Source organism: Paenibacillus oryzae (assembly GCF_001675045.1).
GTDB classification, from domain to species: domain Bacteria; phylum Bacillota; class Bacilli; order Paenibacillales; family Paenibacillaceae; genus Pristimantibacillus; species Pristimantibacillus oryzae.
Map to the genome: position 1 here is coordinate 70,772 of NZ_LYPA01000068.1, position 12,810 is coordinate 83,581.

Consider the following 12,810-nt stretch of genomic DNA (forward strand, 5'->3'; position numbering starts at 1 on the left):
TCTGTTGTCGAGCTTTCGTTATATAAAATTGTATAATGGCTGGCGAAATTAAGCAAAGGCGCTATAATGAAATAACAAAAAAGGAGGCGCTGCAGGTATGAAAGTGAGCAAGGAAAACGCGGAGCATTATGTATGGGGAGCTAATTGCGACGGATGGCGGCTGGTGCAGCAGCCGGGCTTAAGCGTCATTCATGAAAAAATGCCGGGGAATACAAGCGAGGTTCGTCATTATCACGAGCAGTCGCGCCAGTTCTTCTTTATTTTATCCGGTACGGCTACGATGGAGGTAAACGGCGAAGCCATCCTGTTGAACGCGCACGAGGGCATTGAAATCGCGCCGACTGTACCGCATCAAATGTTTAACCATTCGGCGGAGGACACCGAGTTTCTGGTTATCTCCGAGCCGGCTAGCCGGGGCGACCGGGTTATTTTGTAGCAAACGGCCAGTTGTACGGTCTAAGGTAGTGCCTGAGGTGCTGTCAGTGGTACTTTCTTAGGTACGGTCTGAGGTAGTGCCTGTGGTGCTGTTTGTGGACTGGTTGTGGTACGGTCTGTGGTGCTTTCTAAGGTACGGTCTGAGGTATAGTAAGCCGAACTTTGATAGAGAATTTTTTGTACGATTTATCGTACAAACTCTAGATTCACATCTACTATTCTGGTCTGTTTGTACGACCAATCATACAAAAAACGAGTATAATGCCAACTTTCCATTTGTTTTATACGATATTTCGTACAACTCGTAAAAATTGACGTTAATGCAAGACTGCTTTGTATGAAAGATCGTACAAACTCGCCTTGATTTGACTGGGGAGCGGGAAACCCCGTCTTTTCTCAGGCTCCAAAGAGCCGCATCAAAATAATGCCCAGGAACGCCAGCGAAATACCTGCGATTTCAACGGGCTTGAATTTTTCTTTGATGACAAATCGGGTGTACAAAAGAACGATAAGCACATTAAGCGCCGTTACGGCGGATACAAGCCCCGCTTTGCCGATAGCAAAGGCGGAAACGATTAACATCATGCCGACTGCGTTTGTGATGCCAATGCCAAGCCCCGTAACAAACGTGCGCCTGCCGCTCCAGCCCGTAGTGACTGCAGGGTTCCCGCCATCGGCGGGGGTCTGGTTGTGATTGCCGTCCGCTGTGGGGGCTCCGGCTGTAACGGCTCCAGCCGAGGCTGTTTCCTCGCGCGCCTGCTTATGAAGCAGCAGTACGTCCATCTCGATCCTTCTATCGCGCAGCCACCAGACGCCAAAGCACAAAGCTCCGGTAACAAACATGCAAAACATGGTGGCGAATAGATCCGCCTCCTCCAGCGTCGACCATTTGCCTGACAAATCGTTCCCCGCAAAAAGCAGCATGGCCAGCAGCCCCCACTGCGCCCCCTGCAAATTTTTGAGCGAAAGCTCGTTGGACAGACGAACCAGCAGTGCGCCGCCCACTATGATCATAAACGCCACAATCTGTAATAAATGAAGCCTCTCATCCCACAAGCCATACGCTACCAGCACAACCACAACAGACGGCAGCGCAGTCAAAACAGCAACAATCGACGCTTTGCCCACCGCAAAGCCTTTAAACATGCTGGCGTTGGCGCCAAACGAAAAAATCCCCATCTGAATTCCGATTAAAGCCGCCCATGTCCAATTGGACGAAAAAACAATCGCACATATGCCATGAATAATAGCTCCCGTACAAAACGTGCCGCATAACAACAAATTGCGATTAATCGGTTTTTTGCTGGTCCAGTGATACAGGATGCCACGCAAGCCAAAGCTGAACGCCGCAAGCACCGATAAAGTCAGCCACATGCTCCTACCCCTTTTTCAACGTTATTCACGTTGTTTTGTCTTTATTAAAAGAAACAGGACATTCTGCGCCTCTCTGATCCGGCAAAAGCCGCATTGCTAGGAGGGCATGTCCTGTGTCAAATGGTAGCATAGAACCATGCGGGATGCCAGATACAAAATAGGAATGTCCCAAACATGAGGAAGCTGCGGCCATAAAAAGGACCCTCGCCTGCCGGAATTTCAGCTCCCTCTATGATGGGAGAAACTCCAGGCGGGCAAAGGGCCCTTGCTCGCTTCCTTGCTTGCTAAAAAACGTTTATTTATTGGCCTTTGCTTTTATTGGCTCCGTTTGGCGGAATCGTGTTCCCTTTGCTGGGATTGCTCCACTTGCCGCTGTCCCCGGCGCCGCTTCCGGGCGCCGGCTTCACGGGAGCCGGATTTACCGGAGCCGGTTTCTGTGGCGCTGGTTGCACCGGAGCCGGTTTAGGGGCCGGTTGTGCTGGGGCCGGATTTACCGGAGCCGGCTTTTGTGGCGAAGGCTGCGCTGGGGCTGGCTTCACCGGAGCCGGACTTGTTTCCGATGGACTTATCGGCTTGCCAGGCTTGGCCTGTTCAACGCCGCCCGTGCCGCCTCCTGTTCCGCCGCCCGTGCCGCCTCCTGCTCCGCCACCAGCGCCGCCTCCTGCTCCGCCGCCAGCGCCGCCTCCTGCTCCGCCGCCCGTGCCGCCTCCTGTTCCGCCGCCAGCGCCGCCTCCTGTTCCGCCGCCAGCGCCGCCTCCTGCTCCGCCGCCAGCGCCGCCTCCTGCTCCACCGCCAGCGCCGCCTCCTGCTCCACCGCCAGCGCCGCCTCCTGCTCCACCGCCAGCGCCGCTTCCTGCACCTTTGCCGCTGCCGCTAGCGCCCGCTTTTCCTTTGCTTTGGGAGCTGGTGCTGCTGCCGCCTGCTTTTAATGAGGAGTAGGCATAGCCGATGGACTGCAGCGTTTGGCCGTCAACCGCTCCAGTTACAGCAAGTCCGTGTGTCTTCTGATAATATTTAACGCCTTTGACCGTTTGCGGTCCATAATATCCATCAATCGGACCGCTATAGCTGCCCAGCGATTTCAGCATGCCCTGAATAACATATACATCAGGGCCTTTTGCGTGTTTGCCAATCCCGTGTGACGTATACTGAAGACTAAACGTCAATGCAAGGCCCGCTAGTGTTACACTGCCGTATTTAACCGCTTTTTTCGCCAAGGACATCGCTTTTTTGCCTTTGCCCGCAGAATCATGAAAGTCCAACATATCAGACACTATCCTTTCCGTTCCTGAATTTGTTTATTTCCAGACTTTAATATCCCCCGTTTTTCCAGAATCATTGCATGAGCAACCAAAAAAAGATTGTCCAAACTGAAAGTTTGCTTAATAATGATCTGAAAACGCCCTTTTATCGCTCTTTTCGGCCATGATAAGGGGTAACGGAAAATGCACATGGGAGGGTACTCTTAAAATGAAGGGACTTAACGGAATACGGCTGTTGCTTGTTGATGACGAGCCTAATATACTGCAGTTTTTGGAGCTTGGACTGATTAATGAAGGTGCGGAGGTCGCTGTGGCCTCTGACGGCGTTGAAGCATTAAAGGTGGCAGGGAGATTTATGCCCCACGTCGTTGTTCTGGATGTCATGATGCCTCGAATGGATGGATTTGAAGTGTGCAGGAAGCTCAAAATGGACGGCAATCAGGTTGCTGTTATTATGCTTACGGCGCGGGATGAAGTCGAAGATCGGGTAAAAGGACTTACACTTGGCGCGGATGATTATTTGGCAAAGCCGTTTAGCTTTGGAGAGCTGCTTGCACGCATAAACGCCAGGCTTCGCAATCAATTCCCCAACCTGCTTGGCGAGGTTGAATACGGTCCGTTTCGGCTCGACGATGCCCGCAAGGAGCTTTTTTACCGCGACGAGCTTCTGGAGCTGTCCCCCACAGAGTTTGAGCTGCTTAAATTTATTGTGATGAACAACGGCGTTGTTCTGAGTAAAGCCTATATATTGCAGAAGGTTTGGGGATATGATTTTGGGGGAGAGCAAAATATTGTTGAGGTCTACATTCGATCGCTTAGAGAAAAGCTGGGCGACAGAGAGCATCGGCTCATTCGCACTCTTCGCGGCTCCGGCTATCGGATGGACTTTCCATGACTGGCCATAAGGATAATACCCCAGGCCCAGACAGGCGGCAAGACAGCTCCCGCAGCACGACAGGGAATGAACGTGGCTTCACAGGAAACTCGGGCAGCTTGCAAATCGGAGGGCGCGGCTTGGCGGAAGACCTCAGCAGCTTGCAAAGAGGGCAACGCCGCATTGTTTCGCTGCTAAGGCGCAGCACGCTCCGAAGACAGCTGCTCGTCCGATCGCTGCTGCTGATGAGCATTCTGTTTCTGCTGGTTGGCATTTTTCAGTATCTCTTTATGCAAAACTTCCTGTATCGAAACAAGGCGGAGGGGCTTCAAGCCCAAATTTCCGCACTGCCTCCGATATGGCTTCAAGCGACTGGCATCGAGAGCAACCGTGACAAAATAACGGAAGGCATGGAAATGCCGCCTGTCCTGCTGCCGCCCGGCGTTTTGATTCATTACATCGACAAGGCTGGCAGCCCGCATCCGCTTCGAGGAACAAGCGAGGACAGGGCTGTTACGTTCACAGCCGAGGAATACCATTTGATCCGCACCCGGCTGGAGGCATGGGAAATGGAGCCTCATTATATCATTAAAGAGGTCGACGGCGGCAGCAGCCTTGTTGTATTTCGGCTTGCCGGAAGACCGGGAAGCAGCGATCATACGCTAATCCAGGCTAGCGCTGATTTGGCCCCGCTTACCCAGCAGCTAATGACGCAGCTTGGCATTTATGGGGTGCTGACGGTGTTGGCGCTTGGAGCTGGACTACTGCTGAACGTTCCTTTGCTTCGTCGAACGTTAATGCCCTTATCCAATGTGGTAGCGGCAGCCGAAGTGACCGATGCGGGCAATCTGAGCAAAAGGGTACCGGAAAGCCAAGGCCAGGAAGAAATTGACAGGCTGTCCGTGGCATTTAACGGTATGCTTGCTCGACTGGACCAAGCCTTTGCTGCAGAGCGGGATATGACTGAGCAGATGCGCCGCTTTATTGCAGACGCATCGCATGAGCTCCGTACACCGTTAACCTCGATTTCAGGTTTTATCGAGGTGCTGCAGCGCGGCGCCGCTGCAAGCCCCGTTCAGTTGGACAAGGCGCTGGAAAGCATGAATCAGGAGGCCTCGCGGCTGCATCAGCTGGTGGAGGATTTGCTGCAGCTCGTCAAGCTGGATCAAGCGCCGCAGCTTGTCCTCTCAAAACTCATGTTGAATGAGCTGCTAGAGGAGATGGAACAGCAGCTCGCTATTTTGGCCAAAGATCGGGAGCTAAAGCTGAAGCTTCAGAATAACGTTAGGGTGAGCGGCGATAGCGGCAAGCTGAAGCAGGTCGTACTCAATCTTGTGCAAAATGCCGTCCAGCATACCAGCAGCAACGGCTCCATTACCGTATCGCTTAAAGCTGAGGAGGAGTTCGCTATCCTTGAAGTTGCAGACAACGGCACTGGCATTGAAGAGACTCATCTGCCCCATTTGTTTGAACGGTTCTATCGTGGAGAGGCTTCCCGCTCCCGCCGAAAAGGAGGCGCCGGCCTGGGCCTTGCCATATCCAAAACCATTATTAACGCCCATCAAGGAGACATCACCGTTTGGAGCAAGCCGGGACAAGGCACCATATTCCAAATTACTTTGCCCTTGTATGAGGATTCCAATAGCTAGCTCAAAATTAAAAATCTGCAACCATCGAAGCCCTGCCTCTTAACCTGCGGCAGGGCTTATTATTCATATGTTTATGGCAGCGCAATGCTGTCCATCAACCCATAGTGTTCGGATACGCAGGCTATACGTCTGCCAGCGCTCCGATATCGCAGAGCAAATGCCCCGCTGCTGGCTCCCTACTTCACGATTTCAAACGCATCCAGCAATTGCCCATCTATATCATACGCCTCATAGCGAAGAGCGCTTGGCTTCACTGTAATACCGGCAAATACGGGTTTTCCGTTTTGCATGTGCACCTTATGATAAAATTGATCCTTCTTTTTGTCATTCAGCTTTTGCCCTGCCGCATTGCTCACGACATAGACGGTACCGGCTCCAGCCGACACCGGTTCATCGCCGCTTGCAACGATTTCCCCGTCCCTGAGCGGATACGAGCGTGAATATTCATGGTTATGCCCCTGCAAGACAAGATCGACCTTGTATTCGTCAAACAACTCCACCCACTCGTCAACATCCTCATTGACATTGCCGCCGTAAGGCCCGCGATGCAGCGATACAACCGTCCAGCCCGCTTCACTGGTTGACAAAACCTCTCTCAGCCATTCGGTCTGCTTCTTCACTCGCGACTCCGTATTCAATATAATAAACCGGACATTTCCATAGTCAAAATAATACGAGCTCCCCTGGGCGGCAGCATTTTCGCCGTTATCGGGCAATTGAAAATAGGAGCGGAACATTTCGCTATCTCCACTCACCTCGTCATGATTGCCTGTGGTCGGCATTAGCGGTATTTTTCCAGCCCATGAGGAGATTTCATTAAAGAAGTAATGCCAGGCTTGTCCGTCGTAGGGGTCCTCCGTCAAATCCCCGCTATGGACCACAAAGGCCGACTGTGGAAACATCGATAAAGCTGCTCTCGCCGTGTTGCCCCAAATGGAAAAATCGGCTTCGGTCTCCCCTTGCGAGTCGCTGACATGTATGAAGGTGAAGTCTTCCAGCCCTTGTTCTTCCGTTACAAAAGCTGCGGGCTCGCTCCAATTTCCCGTTTTAGCGTTTCCCGCTCTATAGAAATAAGCCGTTCCCGGCTCCAGACCGGTCACAATTACTTTGTTGCTTTGCTCCAATATGCCGTTTCCGTCCGTAACCGGAATGGATGTACCCGAAAAAACAGCCCCCTCCGTGCCGTTCCAATCCGGCTCCTCCGTTCCTTTCGCGATTTGAAGAATAGCCGCCTCTTCGCCCTCGCCATTGCTTCTCCATGCAAAGCCGCGCATGGTCCCGGGGTCTCCGACAAACGTTGTAACCAACGATTTGGGCTTGTTTTTTTCAAGGCGGCCCCAATATTCGGCTCCCAGCACCGCGCCAAGCAGCAACAGACAGCAAAGAAGCAGCAGCAGGCTGCCTTTTCCCCATTTCATTTTGGCTCCACTCCTTTCCCTCTTAATAAAATCTTAACACAAGACCCTCTTGACATTCATTCAGCGATCTTTCAGCCGGCCTTAAGTTAAGAATAAGTAAATTCCAATACAATAAATTGCAGCGGGCACAACCGGCAGAATCTGCCTTGAAGAAAGGTTGTGCTTATAGAGTCAAGCAGAAATGGGGTGTATACATGAATCCGGCATTAACCTATCGGAATGAATTGAAGTTTTTTATTAACCGCCATCAATACTGGATTATGCGCCAGCGGCTGCTGGGGGTACTGAAGCATGACGCCCATACGGGAACTAGCGGGGAGTACCACATCCGCAGCCTTTATTTTGACGATATCAACAACAAGGCGCTTCATGAAAAACTAGGCGGCATCCGAGACAGAGAGAAATATCGCATCCGCATCTACAACAAAAGCGACAAAGTTATTCATTTTGAGAAAAAAATAAAATTTCGGGACTATATCGCCAAAGTGAAGGAGCCCCTTACCAGAGAGATGTACGAGGAGCTGATGGCGGGACGATACGAATTTCTGAAAGACAGCGGCAAACCTCTGCTGGAGGAGCTGCATGACAAAATGAAATATTCACTGCTTCGGCCCAAAGTTATTGTTGATTATGTCAGAGAGCCATTTGTAGGCCATTATGGCAATGTCCGCATTACCTTTGACAAGGATTTGCGGACAGGCTTGCATGCTACTGATATTTTCGACGAGGAGCTTGAGCCGATCCGGGCTATCGAAGATAACCTCATCATTCTTGAGGTCAAATACGATGCCTACATCCCGGCTGCCATTCAAACCGCACTGCAGCTCGAGGGGCTTAACCGGCAATCCGCATCCAAATATGTCATTTGCCGAAAATTTCTAAAAACCAATTCATGGGAGGATTATTAAAATGAATCAGGCAACTCAGGCGGCGGCTGCAACCGACGCATCTGGCACCACCAATTTTTCCGATATTGTGAAGAACTCCGTACTTGAAAATTTCAGCTCCGATATTTCACTGACAAAAATACTGTTGACCCTTGGCATCGCCTTTATTATCGGCCTCTTTATCTTTTTGCTATACCGCCGGATTTTCAGCGGCGTCCTTTATTCCAAAAGCTTTAATGTATCCCTGATCGGCATGACCATGATTACCGCCACAGTCATTATCGCCATCAACTCCAACCTTGTTTTGTCGCTTGGCATGGTCGGCGCATTGTCCATCGTCCGTTTCCGCACGCCCATTAAAGATCCTACCGATCTGATCTTCCTTTTTTGGGCAGCGGTTGCGGGCATCGTTACAGGAGCCGGCTTCTACAATCTCGCCATCGTTGGCTCCATTGTTATTGGCCTGGTGTTGTTCTTCTTCGTCAAAGGCGGTGCTGTGGAAACGCCGTTCCTGCTGGTCGTCAATTGCAGCAATGACGCCGCCGAAGAAGCTGTTGGCAAGGAAATCGCCAAAAACGCTAAAAAGTTCAACGTCAAGCAAAAGACCGTCTCTCCAGGCAGCATCGAAATCACGTATGAGGTTCGGCTTCGCGAAGGCTCGGGGCGTTTTGTCAACAGTCTCTCGGAGCTTGGCGACGTAAGCAGTGCCGTTCTGATCAGTTATAACGGAGATTATGTTTCTTAATTGGCGTCGTTATTCTGATACCTTTTTACTATAGCATTCAAAGGAGGCATCTATTTTGAAGGCAGGCAAGCTGGGCAAAAAGCTTTTGTGGCCCTGCTCCATTGCATTGCTGGCCATACTCGCGGGCTGCGCCATCTACGGCAGCTTGGCCGATAGCGGCAGCAATGAAGGAGAAGCCGGGATTTCCATCTCCAAGGCCGAGCAAAGTTTGGATGAGCTTTATTTTCCCAAGGACAAGGTGATCGACGTCAAGGTGACAATTGATCCCGACAAGTTTCAAAGCATGCTGGACAATCCGCTGGCAGAGGAATCCATGGAAGCAAGTGTTGATTACAACGGCGAAGTTTTCGACAATGTCGCCATTCGGACTAAAGGCAATTTAAGTCTTACGAGCGTTGCCCGAAACAATGACTCCGATCGCTACAGCTTTAAAATATCCTTTGACGAATATGTCAATCAGACGTTGGGCGGCATATCAAAGGTCAATTTCAACAACGGCTACAGCGACAACTCATATATGCGGGAATTCCTGGCTTATGAGCTCGCAGAAACATTGGGGCTGCCGACGCCCAAATATTCCTTTGTCCAGTTGTATGTCAACGATGAGCTGAAAGGCTTGTATCTGGCAATCGAGCAAATCGGCGATGCTTATTTGGAGCGCCATTTTGGCACCAGCGCTGGCGCTCTATACAAAGCTAACGGAGGAAATGGCAGCGAGCTTACCTGGCTGGAGACGATTGACAGCTATACCGGGCTTGACGCCAAGCAGGGTAAAGCCGATGACGACAGCCTGCTTCACATGCTCGACGTGCTGAACAACGGCTCCGATTATGAATCCGTCCTTAACGTGGACCATGCGCTTGGCTATTTTGCCTTAAATGTGGCCGGCGGGAATTTTGACAGCTATCATTCCGACAAAAAGCATAACTATTATCTTTTTGGAAACAGCGGAATCTACTCCATATTGCCTTGGGACTTCAACATGGCCTTCGGCGGTTATGGCAGCGGCGAAATTCTGATTGATGAGCCCACAACAGGAGCTCTAGCGGATAGGCCTCTAATCGCCAAGCTACTGGCGGTAGACGCCTACAAGGAACGGTATCATGCGATGTTGAAGGAAGCGATACAGGGTTATTTGTCGGAGGAGAATTTTGCAGCCAGGGTTGGGGAAATTCAGGACTTGATCAGCGACAAGGTACAGGCCGATCCTACGGCATTTGTCACCTTCGAGCAGTTCAAGCAAGGCGTGCAGCAGCTCATTTCCTATAATGCCAGCAACACGGCCAAAATAACAGACCAGCTCGACGGATCAACTCCATCCGCTGGTGACGGCTCAGGCATGGGCGGCGGTATGGGCGGCTTCGGCGGCGGCGGCATGGGACGTCCCGGCGGCAACGCTGACGGTGCCGGTTTCCAGGGCGGCAGGCCCAACGTGGACGCCAACGACAATGCCGGCGGATTCCCGGACGACATGCCCAACATGAACGCCAATGGAAACGCGGGCGGGGGCCAGGACGGCATGCCCAACATGAACGCCAATGGAAACGCAGGCGGATTCCCGGACGACATGCCCAACATGAACGCCAATGGCAACACGGGCGGATTTCAGGGCGGCATGCCCAACATGAACGCCAATGGCAACGCAGGCGGATTTCAGGGCGGCATGGGGCGGCCTGATTTTGGTCAGGGGGGAGGCATGGGCGGTTTTCCCGGATTCGGGGGCTTTAACAGCAATGCCGTTGTTGATCAAAACGCCCTTATTCAGGAGGCTAAAAATGTAGGTATCGCCCTCCTGTGCCTGATTATTTCATGCTTCGTGGTTATTTGGTACCGGAGAAAAAGATAAGACAACGCGGCCTTTGTCAGAATGAAGCTTATTCGTCTGACAAAGGCCGTTTTGTGACAGTGAAACATATAGAGGCGGTATAAAAGGCGGCTTTACGTTAATCGCAGCGCTCCGTTTCGGAGGCCGGTTTTTCACGAATGAGCAGCACCAGCAAATATTGCATGGCCGCCATGCCGAACAGCACCACCGGCATCCATGCGGATTGAAGATCGGCAACCAGCAGCACCAGCAATGAAATGGATATTACACGTCCGATGTTGAGGAACAGCTCCCTCATCACAACGGATTCAATCCGCAGTTGTCCCTTCAAAGGCAGCGTACCCATCAGCCGGTAATAATAAGAGGTTAACGTATTGATGGCGAGAGGATTGCATATGGAAAAAAGAATCATAAAGGTAACGACAGACCATATCTCAACGCCCAGCAGCAGCAAGCCAGAACCTATAACGACGCCTGTTGTGGAAGCAAAAACGTACACGCGCACATTTTCCTTCTGCGCCTTACGGGAAATAACATAACCCGTCGCTACGGTAAGAGATGAGAAAAACACGCCAAGATAGCCTACCCAATCCTCTCGACCGACAGCCTGAAACAAGATGATATTGGGCAAAAAAAGCATAATCCCCTGAAACAGCCCCATTACCAAAAAGCCGTACAGCGCTTTAAGCCAGCGACGATTGCGCTGCATGACAAGCCCCATCATTTTCAAATAATAAATTCTGTGATGGGAATGCACGGTGGGAATGCGAAAGCTGACTATAGCTGCGATAACAAACATAATAAACGCCAGTGTAAAAATAAAAATATATCCCTGCAGCCCTTCATTCCGCTGGATAATAAACCCCGCAAGCGCCGGCCCGGCAAGACCTGCCGTATTAAACATAACCATGTTCATTGCCAAAAAGCGGATTCGGTTGGAATCTGTCGATACATCGTATTGAAGCACAAGATAACCGGTCCAATAAAATCCGCTGGATATGCCATTAAACAAGGCAAACCAGATATAATAATCCGGCACATGCTCCTGAGTGATAATAACCATTAAGTAGAAAAAAGCAATCATAACAATGCCGATCCGGTAGGTTAACATCCTGTCGCGTTTTTTGGCGATCAGCCCGCCCAAGGCAAATGCCGCCGGCGTCATGGCAAAGGAAATAATATTATAGACGGCGTTAATCGTTAAATCCTGCGTCAGCCGCCATAAATACAAATTGAGAAACAAACCTGACATTGATGCTCCGAACTGAAAGCAGCTATGAATAATAAGTGCAGTTACGGCATCGCGCCCCAGACGCTGGTCTGGCGGCAGAGGCGAAGCTTTTACATAATTCCAGGCATTAAGCAGCCTTCGCGGCATATTCATGGTTGACATCCCCCAGTCGCTTCCGGCCTTTGATTACGTGCTCCAAAGACGGCATACAGTGACAGTCTACCATACCAACTATCCTTAATCGATATCCTTTCCAGCAAAAAGAAGGCAAAAGGTATATCACATTGACATTGCTCCAGGGAGGGAATCCGCTTTTTTTGCAGAATAGGTTAAAGATGAGAACAACAAAACCAACTGCAAAGACGGTGACATTCAAATGAGCTTTATTTCAGGCAATTCCTTTACAGTGTTTGATTTTGAAACGAGCGGGCTTGATCCCGCCAAGGATCGGGTTATTGAGATGGCCGCGGTTCGTGTCGTTAACGGCGTTGTTGCCAGCGAATTCAGCACGCTTGTCAAATATGACGGCAAGCTTGCGCCCAAAATTACCGAGATCACGGGAATAACGGATGAAATGACCGCTACAGGCATGGACGAGGATACAGCCTTTCGTATTCTGAACCGCATGCTTGGCGATCACATATTGGTTGCGCATAACGCCTTGTTTGATCTTGGCTTCCTGCATTATTCCCTGCTGAGAATAGCGGGCCGCTCCTTCAGCAACGATTACATCGACACGTTGACCATCAGCAGACTGAATCATGTTTACCCTCATACGTTAGGCGATATGTGCGAAAAATACGGCATCTCTCTTGTGGGAGGCCATCGCGCTTTAAACGACGTAACGGCTACATGGGAGCTGCTGCGCGAAATGGACAAGGATTTGTCTTTAGGAGACAGCTTGAATACACTGGGTTATTTAAAGAAATACGGCCCGCCAAAATGGAGCCCCCCAACGGCCAAGCTGCTGCCGATTGAGCTGAAATACGCGCCTAAACAAGCCTGAGGCTAATCGCGCAAATCGAGTCTGATCGAGTAGGAGGCTACCCATTAGTTGAGTAGCCGACCTCTCACACCACCGTACGTACCGTTCGGTATACGGCGGTTCAA

11 protein-coding genes are annotated in these 12,810 nt (G+C 50.9%); 7 read left to right on the plus strand and 4 right to left on the minus strand.

Translation table 11 applies throughout. The annotated features are described in order from the left end of the window. Nucleotides 1-97: 97 nt before the first annotated feature. The gene (locus tag A7K91_RS18960; RefSeq protein WP_068685656.1) at nucleotides 98-436 is read left to right on the plus strand and encodes a cupin domain-containing protein; all 339 of its coding nucleotides are present in this window, start codon (nucleotides 98-100) and stop codon (nucleotides 434-436) included. A gap of 395 nt (nucleotides 437-831) precedes the next feature. Here A7K91_RS18960 and A7K91_RS18965 read toward each other — a convergent pair whose 3' ends face one another. Both A7K91_RS18965 and A7K91_RS18970 read right to left on the minus strand, forming a co-directional pair. Beyond that, entirely contained in the window at nucleotides 832-1,809 is a 978-nt protein-coding gene (locus A7K91_RS18965) for an EamA family transporter (protein WP_068685657.1), read from the minus strand. A gap of 299 nt (nucleotides 1,810-2,108) precedes the next feature. After that, a complete protein-coding gene (locus tag A7K91_RS18970) occupies nucleotides 2,109-3,074 on the minus strand; it encodes a peptidoglycan-binding domain-containing protein (RefSeq protein WP_068685659.1) in 966 nt (321 codons plus the stop codon). Between the two features lie 205 nt (nucleotides 3,075-3,279). Here A7K91_RS18970 and A7K91_RS18980 point away from each other — a divergent pair, with 205 nt between their 5' ends. Then, nucleotides 3,280-3,966, plus strand: a complete 687-nt coding sequence (locus tag A7K91_RS18980) for a response regulator transcription factor (protein WP_068685662.1) — start codon at nucleotides 3,280-3,282, stop codon at nucleotides 3,964-3,966. Then, entirely contained in the window at nucleotides 3,963-5,594 is a 1,632-nt protein-coding gene (locus A7K91_RS18985) for a sensor histidine kinase (RefSeq protein ID WP_082967584.1), read from the plus strand. The genes A7K91_RS18980 and A7K91_RS18985 overlap by 4 nt, the downstream gene beginning before the upstream one ends. Before the next feature lie 176 nt (nucleotides 5,595-5,770). Here the strand turns inward: A7K91_RS18985 and A7K91_RS18990 are convergent, their stop codons facing one another. After that, nucleotides 5,771-7,012, minus strand: coding sequence for a purple acid phosphatase family protein (locus tag A7K91_RS18990; RefSeq protein WP_068685664.1), 1,242 nt, complete (start codon nucleotides 7,010-7,012; stop codon nucleotides 5,771-5,773). 194 nt (nucleotides 7,013-7,206) lie between these two features. On the opposite strand from A7K91_RS18990, the gene A7K91_RS18995 reads away from it, so the two are divergent. The 3 genes from A7K91_RS18995 to A7K91_RS19005 are packed head-to-tail and all read left to right on the plus strand — an operon-like array spanning nucleotide 7,207 to nucleotide 10,490. Continuing rightward, nucleotides 7,207-7,920 carry a polyphosphate polymerase domain-containing protein gene (locus A7K91_RS18995; RefSeq protein WP_068685666.1) on the plus strand — a complete coding sequence of 238 codons (714 nt, stop codon included), beginning with the start codon at nucleotides 7,207-7,209 and terminating at the stop codon, nucleotides 7,918-7,920. Nucleotide 7,921: 1 nt separating this feature from the next. Then, a complete protein-coding gene (locus tag A7K91_RS19000; RefSeq protein WP_068685667.1) occupies nucleotides 7,922-8,644 on the plus strand; it encodes a DUF4956 domain-containing protein in 723 nt (240 codons plus the stop codon). A gap of 55 nt (nucleotides 8,645-8,699) precedes the next feature. Continuing rightward, nucleotides 8,700-10,490 (plus strand): CotH kinase family protein, encoded by a 1,791-nt coding sequence (locus A7K91_RS19005; protein WP_245697657.1) that lies wholly within the window; start codon nucleotides 8,700-8,702, stop codon nucleotides 10,488-10,490. 97 nt (nucleotides 10,491-10,587) lie between these two features. Here the strand turns inward: A7K91_RS19005 and A7K91_RS19010 are convergent, their stop codons facing one another. After that, a complete protein-coding gene (locus A7K91_RS19010; RefSeq protein ID WP_245697659.1) occupies nucleotides 10,588-11,853 on the minus strand; it encodes an MFS transporter in 1,266 nt (421 codons plus the stop codon). Between the two features lie 223 nt (nucleotides 11,854-12,076). Here A7K91_RS19010 and A7K91_RS19015 point away from each other — a divergent pair, with 223 nt between their 5' ends. Continuing rightward, the gene (locus A7K91_RS19015) at nucleotides 12,077-12,706 is read left to right on the plus strand and encodes a 3'-5' exonuclease (protein ID WP_068685669.1); all 630 of its coding nucleotides are present in this window, start codon (nucleotides 12,077-12,079) and stop codon (nucleotides 12,704-12,706) included. Nucleotides 12,707-12,810 lie beyond the last annotated feature (104 nt).

Coding starts and splice junctions, on each gene's coding strand:
- A7K91_RS19000 (WP_068685667.1), top strand. CDS start 7,922: ATGAATCAGGCAACTCAGGCGGCGGCTGCAACCGACGCATCTGGCACC.
- A7K91_RS19015 (WP_068685669.1), top strand. CDS start 12,077: ATGAGCTTTATTTCAGGCAATTCCTTTACAGTGTTTGATTTTGAAACG.
- A7K91_RS18990 (WP_068685664.1), bottom strand. CDS start 7,012: ATGAAATGGGGAAAAGGCAGCCTGCTGCTGCTTCTTTGCTGTCTGTTG.
- A7K91_RS18985 (WP_082967584.1), top strand. CDS start 3,963: ATGACTGGCCATAAGGATAATACCCCAGGCCCAGACAGGCGGCAAGAC.
- A7K91_RS18960 (WP_068685656.1), top strand. CDS start 98: ATGAAAGTGAGCAAGGAAAACGCGGAGCATTATGTATGGGGAGCTAAT.
- A7K91_RS19010 (WP_245697659.1), bottom strand. CDS start 11,853: ATGAATATGCCGCGAAGGCTGCTTAATGCCTGGAATTATGTAAAAGCT.
- A7K91_RS18995 (WP_068685666.1), top strand. CDS start 7,207: ATGAATCCGGCATTAACCTATCGGAATGAATTGAAGTTTTTTATTAAC.
- A7K91_RS18980 (WP_068685662.1), top strand. CDS start 3,280: ATGAAGGGACTTAACGGAATACGGCTGTTGCTTGTTGATGACGAGCCT.
- A7K91_RS18965 (WP_068685657.1), bottom strand. CDS start 1,809: ATGTGGCTGACTTTATCGGTGCTTGCGGCGTTCAGCTTTGGCTTGCGT.
- A7K91_RS18970 (WP_068685659.1), bottom strand. CDS start 3,074: ATGTTGGACTTTCATGATTCTGCGGGCAAAGGCAAAAAAGCGATGTCC.